Source organism: Acidovorax sp. Root275 (assembly GCF_001428965.1).
GTDB lineage: Bacteria > Pseudomonadota > Gammaproteobacteria > Burkholderiales > Burkholderiaceae_C > Acidovorax > Acidovorax radicis.
In genome coordinates, this window is the sequence record NZ_LMJH01000010.1 from 469,039 (window position 1) to 487,527 (window position 18,489).

At 66.4% G+C, this 18,489-nt stretch carries 16 protein-coding genes; 5 read left to right on the top strand and 11 right to left on the bottom strand.

Annotation, left to right across the window (positions count from 1 at the left end; translation table 11 throughout):
* Nucleotides 1-111 precede the first annotated feature (111 nt).
* The 5 genes from hslU to ASE52_RS21515 form a co-directional block, all read right to left on the bottom strand.
* Nucleotides 112-1,437, bottom strand: coding sequence for an ATP-dependent protease ATPase subunit HslU (gene hslU / locus ASE52_RS21495; protein WP_010462361.1), 1,326 nt, complete (start codon nucleotides 1,435-1,437; stop codon nucleotides 112-114).
* A gap of 105 nt (nucleotides 1,438-1,542) precedes the next feature.
* Entirely contained in the window at nucleotides 1,543-2,109 is a 567-nt protein-coding gene (gene hslV / locus ASE52_RS21500) for an ATP-dependent protease subunit HslV (RefSeq protein ID WP_055399580.1), read from the bottom strand.
* 270 nt (nucleotides 2,110-2,379) lie between these two features.
* The gene (locus tag ASE52_RS21505; RefSeq protein WP_057229091.1) at nucleotides 2,380-4,143 is read right to left on the bottom strand and encodes an STAS domain-containing protein; all 1,764 of its coding nucleotides are present in this window, start codon (nucleotides 4,141-4,143) and stop codon (nucleotides 2,380-2,382) included.
* 43 nt (nucleotides 4,144-4,186) lie between these two features.
* Nucleotides 4,187-4,984, bottom strand: coding sequence for an RNA polymerase-binding protein DksA (gene dksA / locus ASE52_RS21510; protein WP_029413941.1), 798 nt, complete (start codon nucleotides 4,982-4,984; stop codon nucleotides 4,187-4,189).
* A 177-nt stretch (nucleotides 4,985-5,161) separates the two neighbouring features.
* Nucleotides 5,162-6,226 (bottom strand): GTP-binding protein, encoded by a 1,065-nt coding sequence (locus ASE52_RS21515; protein WP_057229093.1) that lies wholly within the window; start codon nucleotides 6,224-6,226, stop codon nucleotides 5,162-5,164.
* Between the two features lie 212 nt (nucleotides 6,227-6,438).
* On the opposite strand from ASE52_RS21515, the gene ASE52_RS21520 reads away from it, so the two are divergent.
* The 3 genes from ASE52_RS21520 (at nucleotide 6,439) to ASE52_RS21530 (ending at nucleotide 10,641) form a co-directional block, all read left to right on the top strand.
* Entirely contained in the window at nucleotides 6,439-7,362 is a 924-nt protein-coding gene (locus ASE52_RS21520) for an AraC family transcriptional regulator (protein WP_057229095.1), read from the top strand.
* 169 nt (nucleotides 7,363-7,531) lie between these two features.
* Nucleotides 7,532-8,515, top strand: coding sequence for a Bug family tripartite tricarboxylate transporter substrate binding protein (locus ASE52_RS21525; protein WP_057229097.1), 984 nt, complete (start codon nucleotides 7,532-7,534; stop codon nucleotides 8,513-8,515).
* Between the two features lie 20 nt (nucleotides 8,516-8,535).
* Nucleotides 8,536-10,641, top strand: a complete 2,106-nt coding sequence (locus tag ASE52_RS21530; protein WP_057229099.1) for an acetoacetate--CoA ligase — start codon at nucleotides 8,536-8,538, stop codon at nucleotides 10,639-10,641.
* A gap of 43 nt (nucleotides 10,642-10,684) precedes the next feature.
* Here ASE52_RS21530 and ASE52_RS21535 read toward each other — a convergent pair whose 3' ends face one another.
* The 5 genes from ASE52_RS21535 to dapF all read right to left on the bottom strand — a co-directional run bounded on the left by ASE52_RS21535 (nucleotide 10,685) and on the right by dapF (nucleotide 15,420).
* Nucleotides 10,685-11,920: a class I SAM-dependent methyltransferase gene (locus ASE52_RS21535; RefSeq protein ID WP_057229101.1), complete on the bottom strand. Its 1,236-nt coding sequence runs from the start codon at nucleotides 11,918-11,920 to the stop codon at nucleotides 10,685-10,687.
* Between the two features lie 85 nt (nucleotides 11,921-12,005).
* Nucleotides 12,006-12,677 carry a signal peptidase I gene (gene lepB / locus ASE52_RS21540; protein WP_082606982.1) on the bottom strand — a complete coding sequence of 224 codons (672 nt, stop codon included), beginning with the start codon at nucleotides 12,675-12,677 and terminating at the stop codon, nucleotides 12,006-12,008.
* A 162-nt stretch (nucleotides 12,678-12,839) separates the two neighbouring features.
* A complete protein-coding gene (locus ASE52_RS21545; RefSeq protein WP_057229103.1) occupies nucleotides 12,840-13,808 on the bottom strand; it encodes a tyrosine recombinase XerC in 969 nt (322 codons plus the stop codon).
* Between the two features lie 44 nt (nucleotides 13,809-13,852).
* On the bottom strand, nucleotides 13,853-14,542 hold the full coding sequence (locus ASE52_RS21550; protein ID WP_010462386.1) for a DUF484 family protein: 690 nt from the start codon (nucleotides 14,540-14,542) through the stop codon (nucleotides 13,853-13,855).
* Nucleotides 14,539-15,420 (bottom strand): diaminopimelate epimerase, encoded by an 882-nt coding sequence (gene dapF, locus ASE52_RS21555; RefSeq protein WP_010462388.1) that lies wholly within the window; start codon nucleotides 15,418-15,420, stop codon nucleotides 14,539-14,541. Before dapF ends, ASE52_RS21550 begins: the two co-directional genes overlap by 4 nt.
* A gap of 116 nt (nucleotides 15,421-15,536) precedes the next feature.
* On the opposite strand from dapF, the gene ASE52_RS21560 reads away from it, so the two are divergent.
* Nucleotides 15,537-16,241 carry a glutathione S-transferase N-terminal domain-containing protein gene (locus ASE52_RS21560; RefSeq protein WP_057229105.1) on the top strand — a complete coding sequence of 235 codons (705 nt, stop codon included), beginning with the start codon at nucleotides 15,537-15,539 and terminating at the stop codon, nucleotides 16,239-16,241.
* Between the two features lie 28 nt (nucleotides 16,242-16,269).
* Here the strand turns inward: ASE52_RS21560 and ASE52_RS21565 are convergent, their stop codons facing one another.
* A complete protein-coding gene (locus ASE52_RS21565) occupies nucleotides 16,270-17,154 on the bottom strand; it encodes a LysR family transcriptional regulator (protein ID WP_057229662.1) in 885 nt (294 codons plus the stop codon).
* Between the two features lie 113 nt (nucleotides 17,155-17,267).
* Here ASE52_RS21565 and ASE52_RS21570 point away from each other — a divergent pair, with 113 nt between their 5' ends.
* Nucleotides 17,268-18,470, top strand: a complete 1,203-nt coding sequence (locus ASE52_RS21570) for an MFS transporter (protein WP_057229107.1) — start codon at nucleotides 17,268-17,270, stop codon at nucleotides 18,468-18,470.
* The last annotated feature ends 19 nt before the right edge of the window (nucleotides 18,471-18,489 follow it).

Sequence of the window (18,489 nt, forward strand, 5' to 3'; positions counted from 1 at the left end):
GAAATCAACAACTTAGACGCGACTTTGCAGCCATCAGAAAGCCAAAAGTCGTTGAAAAAGAAGCACTTAGAGAGGCCTATGAAAGTGACCTCTCAAGGCTTGACCGAGTGGTCACAGGATGTAGCGCGAAAGATCCTCGTCCTGGCTCAGTGTCTGCAGGCGGGCGTCCACATAGGCAGCGTCAATGGTGATGGTCTGACCCGATAGGCGGGTCGCATCAAAACTCACCTCATCCAGCAAGCGCTCCATGACGGTGGACAGGCGGCGCGCACCAATGTTTTCGGTGCGTTCGTTCACCTCAAAGGCGATGTGCGCCAGGCGCGTGATGCCCTCGGGAGCAAATTCGAGCGTGACGCCTTCGGTGGCGAGCAGGGCCTGGTACTGCTTGACCAGTGATGCGTGGGTCTGCGTGAGGATGGCCTCGAAGTCCTTGACGGACAGGGATTCCAGCTCGACCCGGATGGGGAACCGCCCCTGGAGTTCCGGGATCAGGTCGCTGGGCTTGGACAGGTGGAACGCCCCCGAAGCAATGAACAGGATGTGGTCTGTTTTGATCATGCCGTATTTGGTGGACACCGTGGTGCCCTCCACCAGCGGCAGCAGGTCGCGCTGCACGCCCTGGCGGGACACATCGGCGCCGCTGGTTTCCTGGCGCGCAGCCACCTTGTCGATCTCGTCGATGAAGACGATGCCGTTCTGCTCGGCATTGGCGATGGCCCGGGCCTTGATCTCTTCCTCGTTGACGAGTTTTCCGGCCTCCTCGTCGGCGAGGAGCTTCAGGGCCTCGGCAATCTTGAGCTTGCGGGTCTTGCGTTTGTCCTGCCCCATCTGGCTGAACATGCCACGCAGCTGCTCGGTCATCTCTTCCATGCCCTGGGGCCCCATGATTTCCAGCGACGGGCGGCCTTCGGCCACGTCGATCTCGATCTCCTTGTCGGCCAGCAGCCCTTCGCGCAGCTTCTTGCGAAACACCTGCCGGGCCGTGTTGTCGGCGGCGGGCTCGGTGCCTGCCGCCGCCCGGGCCGGGGGAATCAGCACGTCGAGGATCCGCTCTTCTGCGGCATCTTCGGCACGGGCACGCACTTTCTTCATCTCGGACTCGCGGGTCTGCTTCACGGCCATCTCCGCCAGGTCACGGATGATGGAATCCACATCCTTGCCCACATAGCCCACCTCGGTGAACTTAGTGGCCTCGACCTTGATGAAGGGCGCGTCCGCCAGTTTGGCCAAGCGGCGCGCAATCTCCGTCTTGCCCACACCGGTGGGGCCGATCATGAGGATGTTCTTGGGCGTGATCTCCTGGCGCAGGCTGCCTTCGACCTGCTGGCGGCGCCAGCGGTTGCGCAGTGCAATGGCCACGGCACGCTTGGCGCTGGCCTGGCCCACGATATGGTGGTCCAGTTCGGAGACGATTTCCTGGGGGGTCATGGACGACATGGCAGAAATTCCAGTCAAATTGGGCTCTAGCGCTTATCTATAAAGCGCTAGCAGCTATCAAAAACGTATCAAATGCGGTGAAAACCACCTTGCAAACCAACCGACCTACAAGGTCTCGATGGTGTGGTTCATGTTGGTGTAGATGCACAACTCGCCCGCAATCTCCAGCGACTTTTTGACGATGTCCTGCGCAGAGAGGTCGGTGTGGTTGAGCAGCGCCTTGGCGGCCGAGTGCGCGTAGGCACCGCCCGATCCAATCGCCACGATGCCCTGCTCGGGCTCCAACACGTCGCCGTTGCCGGTGATGATGAGCGAGGCTTCGAGATCGGCCACGGCGAGCATGGCTTCGAGGCGGCGCAGCACGCGGTCGGTGCGCCAGTCCTTGGTGAGTTCAATGGCGGCCCGCACCAGGTGGCCCTGGTGCTTTTCGAGCTTGGCTTCAAAGCGCTCGAACAGGGTGAATGCATCGGCCGTGGCGCCTGCAAAACCCGCCAGCACCTTGCCGTGGTGCAGCTTGCGCACCTTGCGCGCCGTGCCCTTGACCACGATGTTGCCCAAGGTGACCTGGCCGTCCCCGCCAATCGCCACTTGCACGCCCTGGGGCGTCTGGCGGCGTACGCTCAGGATGGTGGTGCCGTGGAACACCGGGTGGTTGTCGTTTGATGAGTCCATAGCTGCGGCAGTTGAGGGCGCGTGCACCGCTTTCAAGCCAAAGCGGAGCTGCGCTGCGTGTTACCAGCACATCCACACCACTGCACGCAGGCCATGGCACCGAAGCGGCCCAGGCCAGCACGGCCGCGCAGGGGCCGCCAAGCCGCGCATGAGGCGCTTCGCTTGCGTGCACTGCCCCCTACCACGCAGCGAGAGAGGCACGGAGAGGCACAACTCCAAGGGCCATAGCCCCAGTCGGAGGCGCCGAGGCGCAAAGCGACTCCGGGGGAGTCAATTCTTCCGGGGCACCACCCAGGCGTGCTCGTTGATACCGATCACGTTGAAGAAAATCGCCACCAGCCTCTGCAGGTTGTGGAACTGGATCACATGGCCGTGGCCCTGCTGCTCGGCCGCCCAGTTGAGCACCGAGCCCGCAGCGGCAAAGTCCACACGGATCAGCTTGTCGCAGGCGATCGTCAGGGGCACCCCTGGGCGCAGGAAGGCCTGGAAAGCCTCCAGCAGCGGCGTGGCATCACCATCGATGTGCCCGCTGAGCTGGGCCACAGGGCCCGTCTCCAGCGGAGCTGGGGCCGATGCATCCCCCAGATCGGAGGCCATGAAATCGCTGTCTGCCGCCAGCGGCGCCGAACCCGAGGACACCCCCTCGTTGTCCGAATACCCGCAGCGCGGAGACACCCAAGAAGGCGGCGAGACTTCATAGGTCACGCAGTAGTCAAGCGCAACCAGCTCGAACTCATCCGGTTTGCCCATGAGCCGCAGCGCCGCCATGCGCAGGCTCCACCACTCGGGGCTGGTGGAGCGGTCCCCGGACTGGGTTTTGGCGTCGAGCAGGGCATTGAGCTTTTCAACCCCCGAAAACACCAGTTGTCCATCACGCTCGGCCCACCGCGTGAACTGCTCTGCCAGCAAAGGCACTGCAGCTTCGTCGATGGCCCCCAGGCGTGCCCAGGACAAGGTCCAGGGCGACGCGGAACGTGCCAAGGAGGCCTGGAGCGCGGCCACCGAAGACACAGCCAGGGTGGGCGGAGCATTCCAGCTGAAATCACGGCGCACCGCGCCCACCGGTGCGGCCGCTGGGGCGCCAGGTGCCGCCGCAGCGGGCGGTGGCGCCATGCCCAACTGCTCCAGCATGGAGAACCACAGTGGTGCCGAACGGCTGTACTGGGCCGCAAAGTCGATGGCCAGGGTGTCAAACCGGTCGTGCTGGCCGGTCGCACGGTACAGGTCGAACAGCGTCATCCAGATTTCAAGCTGGTCGTCGGGCGCGTCCTGCTGGTGCTGCGCCAGCACATCAAGCAGGCCGGACTCGGCCCCGGCATGGTCGCCATTGGCAAACCGGATGGCGGCTTCTTCTAGATCGGGTTCGTGCACGAATTCCTCCGGTTCGGATGCGGGCGCTGGCGTTGCCGCAGTAGCTGCCGCAGGGCTGAAGGACGCTTCGCCAGGGCCTTCGCCCGGGAGCATTTGCGCATCGGTGCCGCCAAACCGGCCAATGGCCATGCTGTCATCGGCAAACAGCGGCTGGACACCGGGCTTGTTTTCGAGAGGTGCTGGCAGGCTGCCGGGCGCCGTGGGTGCATACGCCCGCGCATGCTCGGAGTCGGACGTCGCGGCGCCGCTGGCAGCAGCCGGCATCGCACCGGGCTGGGTGGGCGCCTCAGCACCTTGCTTGCTCTTCCACCACTGCTGCGACATCTGCGCTTCGATCTCGTCGATCTTCTTGAGCGTGACCGCGCGGTCGTCGGGCGAAGCCATGCTGCTTTGAAAGAACGATGGGCGCCCCGCCGCATCTTCCACGCGCTGGCCCTGCAGCACCTCGCGCTGGCGCAGCTTGCGCAGCTGATCGAACTCTCGGCGCCGCACAAAATCGTTGCGGCGCTTGCGCTCGATCATCTCCTTGAGCATCTGCTTGCTGTACTGGCTCTCCCGGTCGTCCTGGATGGAGTCGAGCTCGGTCCAGTTCACCGTCGGGTTCTTCACAAACCGAACCACCTTCGATAGCAGGCCGCCGGGGGTGGTTTCTTCCTTGCTCATGGCTCAGGGTGCGCTTGGGGATGGATCAGGCCCGGTGGCCCGGTCAATCACCAAACATCTTCTGCTTGAGTTCGCGGCGTTGTTGGGCTTCCAGGGACAACGTGGCAGTGGGGCGAGCGATCAGGCGGCCCACACCGATGGGTTCGCCGGTTTCGTCGCAGTAGCCATAGTCACCCGCGTCGATGCGGGCGATGGACTGCTCGATCTTCTTGAGCAGCTTGCGCTCGCGGTCACGGGTGCGCAGTTCCAGGGCGTGTTCTTCTTCGATCGTCGCGCGGTCGGCGGGATCGGGCACCACCACGGTGTCTTCCCGCAGGTGTTCGGTGGTTTCACCGGCGCTGTTGTGGATGTCCTGCTTGAGTTGCACCAGCTTGAGGCGGAAGAACGCCATCTGCTTGTCGTTCATGTACTCGCTGTCAGGCATGGCCATGACTTCTGCGTCGGTCAACTCAGCGGCGGACTTGGTTTTCCAGTTGTTCGCGAGCTTGGGGTCTTTTTTGGCAGCCGTGTAGGTGGGCTGCGCTTGCGCGGTCGTGGGCATGGTGTGTAGATAACTGGCTTTGGCAGCGGTCGACGCCACTGTCTGTGCCATGGATGGTACGGTCAATTGGGCCAATCGGGAAGAAGGCCGGGTCGTGCGCACGGGTACCTGCGAACCGGCTTGCAGCACGGGGGCTGGAGCAGGTGCTGCCACTGCGGGAGGCGCGGCCACTTTGGGCGCCGCAGCAGCCTTGGCAGGGGCCTTCGCAGCAACTTTAGGTGCCGCTGGGGCGGCGGCGCTTTTCGCCGCGGCAGGGGTTGCCTTGGTGGCCCCCTTGGATTTGCTGGTGTCGGCTTTCACTTCCTGGTCTCCTCGCAATACGGGCGGGCCCTAGCTGCATTCACAGCCAAGGGCGGGTGGCAAGCCTTCCGGGGTTTTACCGGGGCGCGATTGTATCGACCTGGGCTGACGCAAACGGAAACGTTGCAGATACAACACAAACCGGCAGCCTTCCGGCCTCTCCAGCACCTTCCCGCATCACACCAGGCTTTGTTCCAGTCCCTGCAGAAAGATGTCCTTGGGCAGGTCAATGCCAATAAAGACCATCTTGCTGGTGCGCGGCTCGCCTTCCGCCCACTGTGGCCCCAGATCGCTGCCCATGAGCTGGTGCACCCCCTGGAAAATCACCTTGCGTTCGGTGCCCTTCATATTAAGCACCCCTTTGTAGCGCAGCATGCGCGGGCCGTAAATATTCACGATGGCCCCCAGGAAGTCCTCCAGCTTGGCCGGGTCGAACGGCCGGTCGGAGCGGTAGACAAAACTCTTCACATCGTCGTCATGGTGATGGTGGTGGCCATGCCCATGGTCATGCTGGTGCGAGGGGTGGTCGCAATGCTCGCCATGCGCGTGATCGTGGTCGTGGTGCTCATGGCCGTGCGCCTCTTCTTCCTTGAGGAAGTCCGGGTCGATGTCGAGCTTGGCATTGAGGTTGAAGCCCCGCAGGTCCAGCACTTCCTGGAGCGGCACCTCGCCAAAGTGCACGGCCTTGATGGGTGCGCGCGGGTTCATGTGCTTGAGGCGGTGGATCAGCGCATCGGTTTCCTCGGCGCTGACGAGGTCGGTCTTGGACAGGAAGATCTGGTCGGCAAAACCCACCTGGCGGCGCGCCTCCTGGCGGTCGTTGAGCTGCTGCGGCGCATGCTTGGCATCAACCAGCGTGATGATGGAGTCGATCAGGTAGGTCTCGGCGATCTCTTCGTCCATGAAGAAGGTTTGCGCGACGGGGCCAGGGTCGGCCACGCCGGTGGTTTCGATCACGATGCGCTCGAAGTCCAGCAGCCCCTTGCGCCGCTTGGCGCCCAGCAATTGCAGCGTCTCGCGCAGGTCTTCGCGGATGGTGCAGCAGATGCAGCCATTGCTCATCTGCACGATCTGCTCCTTGGACTCGGTCACGAGGATGTCGTTGTCGATGTTCTCTTCGCCGAATTCGTTCTCGATCACGGCGATCTTCTGGCCATGGGCTTCGCTCAGCAGGCGTTTGAGCAAGGTCGTTTTGCCAGCGCCCAGAAAGCCGGTGAGGATGGTGACGGGGATGAGGGACATGGAAGAAGGCCTTGTGGATTGCAAAGGACACCGCAGGCAAGACAGCCCGGGCCGGAGCCGCAAAGGTGGGGAGTTTAGCGGCGGAATCAAGCCCCTGTTCGCGCCCGATCACGCCCCCTGCCCCCCCGCTCCACCCCGGGAAACGCGGGGCAGCAGTGGGCCGGAACGTTCTACGATAGGCCCCTGGAGGCGCTTTTTGGGCCTCTTCCACCATGACACCGCCCACCCCTACCCGCCACACGCCACCCTCCATCGAAGGTTTCGACACGGCGCACTGGCGGGCGCTGGCCGACAAGCGCTTGGACCACCCCTGGCAGGCGCTGCCGGACCACGTCCACCGCTCCAGCGCCGGGCGCCCCTGGCAGGGCCTCGCGGTGTGGCACCAGGTGGGCCCCGTGGGCGACCTGTACGTGCCCGCCCACAGCAACTGCGTCATTCTGGTGCGCCGGGGCAACCCCACGCAGCTGTTGCAACGCCATGGAGAGCTGGTGGGAGAGAGGCTCTGGCAGCGTGGCGAGGCCGTGATCCTGCCCGGCGACACCCCGAGCTTCTGGCGCAGCTCGGCCGTGCGCGACAACATCCACATCGACCTGGCCCCCGCCTGGCTGCAGCGTGCCGCAGGCGGCGATGTGGCGCTGGGCCAGTGTTTTGGCCGCAAGGACCCGGTGCTCGCAGCCTTTGCCGACCTGCTGCTGGCATCGCTGGACAACAACGCCTCACTGCAACCCACGTTTGGCGAACACATCGCGATGGGCATTGCCATCCACCTCGTCGAAAACTACGCACTGCCCGGCGAGCGCCCGCGCACCGGCGCCACACTCACCTCGCGGCAGATGCGCCAGCTGACCGAGGCCGTGATGGCCGGCCTGCACGAACCCTGGCCGGTGGCCCGCCTGGCGGACATCGCGGGGCTCAGCCCGTTTCACTTTGCGCGCGCCTTCAAGGTGTCGTTTGGCGCCACACCCCACGCCTGGGTGCACTTTCAGCGCATGGAGCTGGCCGCACGGCTGGTGCGCGATTCGCGCAAGCCCCTGCTGGAGATCGCCTTGCTCACCGGCCACCCCTCGGCGGCCCACTTCAGCCACGCCTTTCGCCGCCACTGGGGCGTGACGCCTTCGGACTACCGCCGCTCGTAGCGTGCCCAGTCGCCGGGGGCCTCACCCCACCGCGCGCGACGCCCAGGTTTTCCCCTAGGTCCGCAGCTTTGCGATACCCACCGCAGTAATTGGAAAGCAGCCCCTGCGCCCTTGCGGCACAGTCGCACCGCGCCACCGCAGTGGCACACCAAAAACCAGGAGACAAACCATGACTACCCGCCGACAGTTCGCTGTCCAACTCACCAGCCTGGCCGCGCTGGGCACGGGCATCGTCCCGGCCGCACACGCACAGCAACAGTCCGACCTGGCCCGCCTGCTGGTGGGCTTTCCGCCTGGGGGCAGCACCGACAACGTGGCCCGGCGCCTGGCCGAGAAGCTGCGCGGCACCTATGCCGCCAACGTGCTTGTGGACAACAAGCCCGGCGCGGGCACCCAGATCGCCGTGAGCGCGCTCAAGGACGCCGTGCCTGACGGCACCACGCTGCTGCTGTCGCCGCCCTCCCCGTTCACCGTCTACCCCTACACCTACCGCAAGCTGCCCTATGCGCTGGAAGATGTGGCGCCCGTGTCGATGGCCTGCACCTTCCCGTTTGCGCTGGCGGTGGGGCCGGCCGTGCCCGACAGCGTGCGCACGCTGCAGGACTTTGTCGCCTGGGCCAAGGCCAACCCCGGCAAGGCCAGCTTCGGCTCGCCCGCGTCGGGCTCCACGCCGCATCTGGTGGGCAGCGTGCTGGGCAAGATGGCGGGCATCGACTTCACCCACATTGCCTACCGCGGCGATGCACCCGGGCTGCAGGACCTGATGGGCGGCCAGGTGCCGGCCTATTCGACGGTGCTGGGCAGCTACCTGCCGCACCTCAAATCCGGCCGGCTGCGCTTGCTGGCCGTCTCGGGCACCGAGCGCAGCAGCTTCGCCCCCGACCTGCCCACTTACCGCGAACAGGGCTTTGCACTGGACATGACCGAGTGGTTTGGCGTGTTTGTGCCCGCGCGCACGCCCGCCGCCACGGTGCAGCGCGTTGCTGACGCCATGCGCGCTGCCGTGGCCCAGCCGGACTTCGTGCGCGGCCTGGCGGAATTCGGCATGACGGCACGCTCGTCCACGCCGCAAGAGCTGGTCACGCGGCTGCGCGCCGAGGCCGAGCAATGGCGGGTGCACGTGAAAAACATCGGTTTCACTGCGGACACCTGAGAAGGCGAAAGAACCGTCCCATGACCACCCTGACAGCCCTGCCCCCAACAGCCTCGGCCCCCAACGAAACCCCGGACACCCTGCTCTGGCAACCCAATACCGCACGCCGCGAGCGCGCCCTCATCACCGCCTTTGAGGCCTGGCTCGTGCACAAGCGTGGCCTGCGCTTTGACGGCTATGAAGCCCTGTGGCAGTGGTCGGTGGACGAACCCGAAGCGTTCTGGAGCGCCCTGCTGGCCTTCTTCGACGTGCCCATGGCGCAAGCCCCGCGCCGCATGCGCTCGGACGACCCCATGCCCGCCACCCAATGGTTTGAGGGCGCGCGCCTGAACTTGGTGGACACCGTGATGCGCCACGCGCACCCGGACTCGCCACTGAACACACCGGCCATCGTTTTCGAGGACGAGTCCGGCGGTGCCGGAGAAATCTCGTGGCCCGAACTGCGCCGCCAGGTGGGCGCGCTGGCGCACACGCTGCGCACGCTGGGCGTGCAGCCGGGCGACCGTGTGGTGGGCTACCTGCCCAACATCCCGCAAGCGGTGGTGGCCTTCCTTGCGGCCGCCAGCATCGGTGCGGTGTGGGCTCTGTGCGCGCCCGACATGGGCCCCGTGAGCGTGGGCGACCGCTACCGCCAGATCGAACCCAAGGTGCTGGTCGCGGTGGATGGCTACCGTTATGCGGGCAAGCCGTTTGACCGCCGCGCCGCACTGGGCGACATCCTGGACCAGCTGCCCACCGTGAGCCATGTGGTCTGGGTGCCCTGCCTCGACCCGGCGGCGGCGCCCCCCGCGCAGGCGCAGGCCCGCACCGTGGTGCCCTGGGCCGAGGCCGTGGCGGGCAACGCACCGCTTGAACCGCTCGCACTCGCGCCCGACCACCCGCTGTGGACGCTGTACTCGTCCGGCACCACGGGCCTGCCCAAGGCCATCGTGCACGGCCATGGCGGCGTGCTGGCCAACAGCCTGGTGGCGATGGTGCTGCACAACGACCTGCATCCCGAAGACCGGGTGCTGTGGGCGGTCAACACCTCGTGGATGGTGTGGAACGCGCATGTGATGGGACTGCTGGGCGGCGCCACCATCGTGCTCTACGACGGCTGCGTGACCGGCGCGGGCAGCGCCGGCGCCGAACCCGACTGGGCTTTCCTGTGGCGCCTGGTAGGCCGCCTGCGCGTCACCACCTTCGGCGTAGGGGCCGCCATCCACCACGCCTGCCTCAAGGCGGGCGTGGTGCCCCGGCAGGTGGCCGACCTGTCGGCACTGCACACCGTGTGCTCCACCGGATCACCGCTGTCGCCCGAGGCCTACCGCTGGCTCTACCGCGAGGTCAAGAACGACTTCTGGCTCAACGTGGTTTCCGGCGGCACCGACATCGCAGGCGGTTTCATCGTGGGCCTGCCCACACTGCCCGTGCGCCTGGGCGAGATGCAGTGCCGCGCGCTGGGCGCCAGCGTGCAGGCCTGGAACGACGCGGGCCAGCCGGTCTTGGACGCAGTGGGCGAGCTGGTCTGCACCCGGCCCATCCCATCGATGCCGCTGTACTTCTGGGGCGACACCGGCGGCACGCGCTACAAGGAGAGCTACTTCGACACCTTTCACGACGCCGAACAGCGCCCCGTGTGGCGCCAGGGCGACTGGTTGCGGCTGGTGGCCCGGCCCGAGGCCGTGGGCGGCATCATCTACGGCCGCTCGGACGCCACCATCAACCGCCAGGGCGTGCGCATGGGCACGGCCGAGCTGTACCGCGTGGTCGAGGGGCTGGATGACGTGCTCGACAGCCTGGTGGTGGATCTGGAATACCTGGGCCGGCCGTCGTACCTGGCGCTGTTCGTGCAGCTGCGCGCAGGCGCCATGCTCGACGAACCGCTGCGCCAGCGCATTCGCCAGGCGCTGCGCAACGCGCTGTCGGTGCGCCACGTGCCCGACGAAATCCTGCAGGTGCCAGTGATCCCCAAGACCGTGACGGGCAAGAAACTGGAGCTACCGGTCAAGAAGCTTCTGCTGGGCCACCCGGCCGAGCGGGTGCTCCACCGCGACGCGCTGGCGCAGCCCGAGAGCATCGACTGGTTTGTGCAGTTCGCCGCAGATTACCTGGCACGCACTGCACCGCAAAAACTACCAATTTGATAGCTATCAGCGCATGATGGATAAGCGCTAGCAGCCAAAATCATCAAGATTTCCGCATCACCACCAGTCCCTTGAGGTACTCGCCCTCCGGGAACTCCAGCGTCATGGGGTGGTCGGGCGCGCCGCCCAGGCGCTCCAGGATGAAGCCATCCACGCCCGCATCCGCGCCCGCCGACGCCACGATCTTGTGGAACAGGTCGGCGCTGATGCCGCCCGAACACGAGAAGGTAAACAGCACCCCGCCCGGGGTCAGCAGTTGCAGCGCCAGCCGGTTGATGTCCTTGTAGGCGCGGGCCGCGCGTTCGGCGTGCGCTGCGGTCGGCGCAAACTTGGGCGGGTCGAGCACGATGGCATCAAACCGCTGGCCTTCCTTGAGGAACTGACGCAGCGAGGCGTTCACGTCCGCGTCCAGGAAGCTCGCGCGATGCGGGTCGAAGCCGTTGAGCGCCACGTGGGCACGGGCGCGCTCCAGCGCAGGGCCGGACGAGTCGATAGAGGTCACATGCCCTTCCGCAGATGCGCCCGCCGCCCGCATGCCCGCCAGTGCGGCCACGCTGAAGCCGCCGGTGTAGCAAAAGCAGTTGAGCACATGCTTGAAGCCCAGTCGCTGCGCGTAGTCGGCAAAACGCTTGCGGCTGTCGCGCTGGTCTAAATAGAAGCCGGTCTTGTGGCCCTCGGCGATGTTCAGCGTCAGGCGCCACTGGTGTTCGTGGATGGCGAGTTCGAGCGGTGGCCCCTCGCTGTCGCCGCCCGCGCCCATGGGCCCGCCGCGCAGCCAGCCGGTGGCGGGCTCCAGGCCTTCGAGGGTGCGCACGCTGGCGTCCGAGCGTTCATACAGCTTGGTCAGACCCGTCTCGCGCAACAGGGCGTCGGCAATCACATCCTTCCAGCGCTCGGTGCCCGCGCTGGTGAACTGAGCCACCAGCGTGTCGCCATAGCGGTCCACGATGAGCCCCGGCAGGCCGTCAGATTCGCCGTGCACCAAGCGCACGCCATCACTTTGCACATCAAAACGGGCTCTGGCGATGATGGAACGTGCGCAAGCAGCTATGAAAAACGGAGCATCAATGCGCTGCGCCTCGTCAAAGCTCCACACCCGCGCGCGGATGCGCGAGCTGGGGCTGTAAGCGGCCCAGGCCAGGAACTGGCCTTCGTGCGACTCCACACGCACGGTCTCGCCGCTGTCGCCACCGCCCTTGGCGATGGCCGATTCAAAGATCCAGGGGTGGCGGCGCAAGAGCGAGCGCTCTTTGCCAGGGCGAAGGCGAAGGGTTTTCATGATGGAGCGATTGTCGCGTGAATGCGCCCCACGCTGACCCTGCAAGTGCGACCCTGCCCTACGCCGCGCGCACTGAATGCCGCCGTCAGAGGGGATGGCCGATGCGGCCCAGGCGCGGCGCCCAGTTCGCAAGGATGTCGGCCGACACCAGCACCCGGCGCGCCTGGCCGATGAGCAGGTGGCGCGGCACAAAACCGATGTAGCGCGAGTCAGCGCTGTTGTCGCGGTTGTCGCCCAACACCAGGTATTCGCCCTCGGGCACCGTCACCGGGCCGAAGCTGCGGTGCGCCGTCACGCCCTGCAGCCACTGCACGCGCCGCTCGCGGCCCTGCACATGCTCCGTCCAGCGGGTGGCGGGCACCTGCGCGCCCAACTCGGCCAGGTGTTCGGTCACGGCCTCGGGTGCGTCATAGCGTGCGGCCTCGCCGTTGAGGTACAGCACCTCGTCGCGCATCTCCACGGTGTCGCCGGGCAGCGCCGCGATGCGCTTGATCAGCCGCGTGCCATCGCGCGGTGACGAGAAGGTGACCACATCGCCCCGCTCGGGCTCGCCCAGGCGGGCGAGCACCACATCGGTCAGCGGCAGTTTCAGGTCGTAGGCCAGGCGGTTGACGAACACCACATCGCCTTCGAGCAGCGTGGGCCGCATGGAGCCCGAAGGGATGGGATTCCAGTCGGCCACCGCCGTGCGAAAGATGCCAAAGCACAGCAGCAGCACGATGAACCCACGGTTTGATTTGATCCATTTCAGCAGCATGACGAGAACTCCACGGCGCCCTACAGCAAGCGCCCCCTGCTCGGAGGCCTCGACTTGCGTCTTGGTTCCGTGACAGTGCCCGCAGCCCCACCAGTGCACCCGTGGAACTGGCTTTGCCAGGCCACCGGGTGCGTCCCCCTCCGGGGGAAGGCGCGAAGCGCCTCAGGGGGGCTTCTTTCTAGCGCGGGGATGCGCCGCGTCATACACCTTGGCCAGGTGCTGAAAATCGAGCCGCGTGTAGACCTGCGTGGTGGTGATGTTGGCGTGGCCCAGCAGCTCCTGCACCGCGCGCAGGTCGCCGCTGCTTTGCAGCAGGTGGCTGGCGAACGAGTGGCGCAGCATGTGCGGGTGCACCGGCGTGGTCAGCCCCGCCTGCTGGCTGCGCTGGCGCAGGCGCAGCCAGATCGACTGCGCAGTGAGCCGCTTGCCACGCTGGCCCACAAACAATGCCGTGTCGAGCCGCGCAGACCCCTCGCCGCCGAACGGTGTGGCCCGGAGCTGCAGCCAGGTCTGCAGCGCCTCGGTGGCCGCGCGCCCCACGGGCACGCTGCGGCGCTTGCTGCCCTTGCCGAACACATGGGCCTCCCCCGCCTGCAGATCGACCCAGCCACGGCCCTGGCGCTGGGTGTCGGCATTGGGGATGGCGTCGAGCCCAGCCAACTCGCCCACGCGCAGGCCACAGCCGTACAGCAGCTCGACCATGGCCGCGTCGCGCGCCTCCAGCCAGGGGTCGGCGCCGGTGTTGTCGAATTCGGCCAGCCGCACGGCGTCGTCCACACCCAGCGCCTTGGGCAGAGGCTTGGGCGCCTTGGGGGCACGCACGTCCTGCACCGGGTTGTGCGGAATCAGCCCCTGCCGCCCCGCCCAGATGAAGAACCCGCGCCAGCCCGAGAGGATGAGCGCAATGCCCCGCCCGCTGCGCCCGCCGCTGTGCATCCGCGCCACAAAACGGCGGATGTGCGCGGTCTGCAGCTGCAGCAGCGGCACGCTGACCCCCGCCGCAAACTGCGCGAGCTTTTCAAGGTCCAGGGTGTAGAGCGTGAGCGTGCGCGCGGCCAGCCGCTTTTCGACGCGCACATGCTCCAGGTAGCGCAGGACGTGCGGGTCGAGCGCGGTGGGCATGTCAGACATTTGCCGTGGCCGAGCCGCCGCCGTGTTTGTGCCGGGCTCGCGGGTTACTTCAGCCGCAGCAGCGCAGCACTGGCGAGTTCTGCCATGCGCGACAGAAATTCCGTGCCCATGGTGGCATCAAAACGCTGCGGATCTTGCGAGCCCAGCACCAGCAGGCCAAAGGCGGGCGTGGCGCTGTCGATGGCGCCTTCGCGCAGCGGCAGCAGGGCCAGCGACTGGGCCGGCTCGCCCGCCTCGTTGGCCAGCCAGGCTGCGGGCTCAAAACCCAGGTTGGGGCCGCAGAACGGCATGGTCAGCGATGAGGCAAACGCGCGGGCGTCATCACTGGCGCCCTGGGTGAAGTCGGCGTCGATGTACGGCGCGGCCACCTCCCACACACGCACCGCAGCCTGGGGCACGTCGAACAGGGTGCGCACGCCATCGACCACGGCCTGGGGCAGGTCGAACGGGTCGCGCACTTGCAGCAGCGCGCTCGTCCACTGGTGCACCTTGTTGGCGATCGCCGCGTTTTCGGTGCTGTTGCGCACCATTTCCATGATGCGCTGCTCCAGGCCCTTGATCTTTTCGCGCAGCATTTCGGCCTGGCGCTCCTGCAAGCTCACGGCGCGCGCGCCGTGGGGGCTGGTGATCTGCACACTGGCCAGCACCTCGGCATGGCGCTCGAAAAAGCCCGGCGTGTTGGTGAGGAACTGGGCGATGTCGTCTTCGGTGATCGGTGGGATGTGGGACGTCATAGGGGGGTGTCAGGAATGTCGATCTGGCCTTCGAACACCGTGGTGGCGGGGCCGGTCATGAAAACGGAATCGGTGCCGGCACCGCTCCACGCAATGGTGAGGCGGCCGCCGCGCGTGTCCACATGCACCTCTTTATCAAGCAGGCCCAGGCGGATGCCAGCCGCCACGGCCGCGCAGGCGCCTGAGCCGCAGGCCAGGGTTTCGCCCACGCCGCGCTCGAACACACGCAGCCGCACATGGGTGCGGTCCACGATCTGCAAAAAGCCTGCATTCACGCGCTGCGGAAAACGCGCATGGCGCTCGACCAACGGGCCGGCTTCCAGCACAGGGGCGGTGTCCACGTTGTCCACCAGTTGCACGGCGTGCGGGTTGCCCATGGAGACAACCGCTACTAAAACAGTAGCTGTCAGCGCTTTACCATCCAGCGCCAGCGGCCATTTTTGTCCTGAACCTTGTGCCACGGCGGTCAAACCGCTGGCATCAAACGGCACCTGGACAGGCTCGAACAACGGGCGACCCATGTCCACAGTGACACGGCCATCGGGCGTGAGGCGGGGGGCGATCACGCCACTTTTGGTCTGCACCCGCAAGGTGTCTTTACCCGACAGGCCCTTGTCGTGCACAAAGCGCGCAAAGCAGCGGGCGCCGTTGCCGCACTGCTCCACCTCGCCGCCGTCGGCGTTGTGGATCACGTATTCAAAGTCGATGCCGTCCGCTGGCGAAGGCCGCACGGTGAGGATCTGGTCGGCCCCCACGCCGAAGTGGCGGTCGGCCAGAAAACGGTATTGGGCGGTGCTGAGCCCCAGACGGCCCTGGGTTTCGTCGAGCACCACGAAATCGTTGCCCGCGCCCTGCATTTTGGTGAAACGAATCTGCATCCGCCGGATTATCGTCGTTGGTGCCTGAATAACCTCGGACTGCGCCGGTTTCACCACCCCATTAGGCTTGCGCTCTTTTGGCGCCGCTATGGCCGCCACCAGCCAAGGACCCCTCCATGCCCGAACTTTCCACCTTCACCATCACCCACAAATGGCCCGCACAGCACCCGGATCGCCTCCAGCTGTATTCGTTGCCCACGCCCAACGGCGTGAAGGTATCGATTGCACTCGAAGAGTTGGGCCTGCCCTACGAGCCGCACCTGGTGAGCTTTGAAACCAACGACCAGACCTCGCCCGAGTTCCTGTCGCTCAACCCCAACAACAAGATTCCGGCCATCCTCGACCCTCACGGGCCCGGCGGCCAGCCGCTGGCGTTGTTCGAGTCGGGCGCCATCCTGTTGTACCTTGCCGACAAGACCGGCAAGCTGATCCCGCAGGACGCCGCCGCGCGCTACGAAACCATCCAGTGGGTGATGTGGCAGATGGGCGGCGTCGGCCCCATGTTTGGCCAGCTCGGGTTCTTCCACAAATTTGCGGGCAAGGACTATGAAGACAAGCGCCCGCGTGACCGCTACGTGGCCGAATCGAAACGCCTGCTGGGCGTGCTGAACCAGCGCCTGGCGGGCCGCCAATGGGTGATGGGCGACCAGTACACCATTGCCGACATTGCCATCCTGCCATGGGTGCGCAACCTGATCGGTTACTACGGCGCGGGTGACCTGGTGGAATTCAGTCAATTCACCGAAGTGCCGCGCGTGCTGGACGTCTTTGTGGCACGCCCGGCCGTGGCCAAGGGCCTGAACATCCCCGCGCGCAGCTAAGCGAGCGCCGAATGCAGGGGCCACGGCCTCAGCCCATGCGCTCCTGCAAAAAATCCAGAAAACACGCAATGCGCGCGGCCAACTGCGTGTTGCGGTAGTACACCGCGTTGATGGGCTGGCGCACGTCCACCGTGTCGCGCGCCAGCACCTGCACCAGGCGGCCAGCCTCGCGGTCGCCTGCTGTCATGAAGTCCGACAGGCATACCAGCCCCACATGCGCGAGCGCCAGCTGCCGCAACGTTTCACCGCTCGACGCCGTGAGGCTGGGCACGATAGGCCACGCGTCCCCATGCACGCCCCGCAGCGGCCAGTGGTTGAGCGTCTCGGGCTGGTTGAAGCCCAGCAGCGTGTGGTTGGCCAGGTCGACCATGCTTTTGGGCTTGCCCGCACGCGCCAGGTAATCCGGGCTCGCCAGCACGCGCAGGCGGCTGGTGCACAGGGGGCGGGCGTGCAGGGTCGAGTCCTGCAGCGGGCCGATGCGGATCGCCACGTCCGTGCGCCGCTCCAGCAGGTCGATGTACGCCTCGTCTGTGTCCAGTTGCAGCGTGATCTGCGGGTAGGCCTTGCGAAACGCTGGCACCAGCGGCACCACGGCGTGCAGCATGAAGGGTGTGGCCGCGTTCACGCGCAGGCGGCCTGCGGGCTGCTGGCGGCGCGCAGCCATGCTTTCTTCGGCATCCTCAATGGAGGCCAGGATGGCGCGCGTGCGCAGCAGGAAGGCCTGCCCCTCCTCGGTCAGCTCGGTGCGGCGGGTGGTGCGGCGCAGCAGCGTGGTGTCGAGCTTTTTCTCCAGCCGCGCCAGCGCCCGGCTGATGCCCGAGACCGTCTGGCCCAGCTGGTCGGCGGCGGCAGTGATCGACCCGCCATCCACCACGGCGACAAAGGCCTGCAGTTCTTCCAGCGTGGTTTTCATGGATTTTTTCATCCTTGATTGTTGATTCACAGTCAACTATCTATCGAGCGTAACCGTCTTTTTCTGCAAGACTGAAAACCCCACACTCCGTCCCATTCCACAGGAGTGTTCCCATGCCCATTGCCTTGCTCGCGCTGACGCTCAGCGCTTTCGCCATCGGCACGACCGAGTTCGTGATCGTTGGCTTGTTGCCCACCGTGGCGGCCGATCTGTCCATCAGCATCCCCTCGGCGGGCCTGCTGGTCAGCCTGTATGCCCTGGGGGTCGCCGTGGGCGCCCCGGTGCTCACCGCACTCACCGGCAAGCTCCCGCGCAAGGCGCTGCTGCTGTCGCTGATGGCGTTGTTCACCGCCGGCAACCTGCTGGCCTGGCGGGCGCCCAGCTACGAGACGCTGGTGGCCGCACGCATCCTCACCGGCCTCGCGCACGGCGTGTTCTTTTCCATCGGCTCGACCATCGCCACCGGCCTCGTGCCGCGCGAAAAGGCGGCCAGTGCGATTGCCATCATGTTCACCGGCCTCACGGTGGCACTGGTCACCGGCGTGCCGCTGGGCACCTTCATCGGCCAGCACTTCGGCTGGCGCGAGACCTTCCTGGCCGTCTCGGCCCTGGGCGTGGTCGCCTTCATCGGCAGCGCTTGGTTCGTGCCGCGCGGCATTGCGCACACGCCGCCCGCGTCGCTGCTGGAACAGGCCCGCGTGCTGGCCGAGCCGCGCCTGCTGCTGGTGTATGCCAAGACAGCCGTCGGCTATGGCGGGACCTTCATTCCCTTCACCTTTCTTGCGCCCATCCTCACGGATATCTCGGGCTTCAGCGCGGGCGCCGTGGGCTGGGTGATGCTGGTGTACGGTGTTTCGGTGGCCGTGGGCAACCTGTGGGGCGGCCGCCTGGCCGACCGACTGGGGCCCATCCCGGCGCTGCGCATCATCTTTGCGCTGCTGGCGGCCGTGTTGTTGTTGCTGCAGTTCACCGCGCCCTACCCCTGGCTGGCTGTGGGCACCGTGCTGCTGTGGGGCGCCGTGGCGTTTGGCAATGTGCCGGGGCTGCAGGTGTATGTGGTCAAGCAGGCCGAACGCTTCACACCGCAGGCGGTGGACGTGGCCTCGGGCCTGAACATCGCCGCCTTCAACCTGGGCATTGCCGGTGCCGCCTGGGCCGGGGGCCTGATCGTGACGCACCTGGGCCTGCACCACACGCCATGGATTGGTGCGCTGGTGGTGCTGGTCTCGCTCGCCCTCACGCAGTGGAGCGGTGCGCTGGACCGGCGCAGCGGCATCCCCGTGCGCAGCAGCGGGCCTGTGCCCGTGGGGCACTGAAGCGCCACCGCAGCCACGG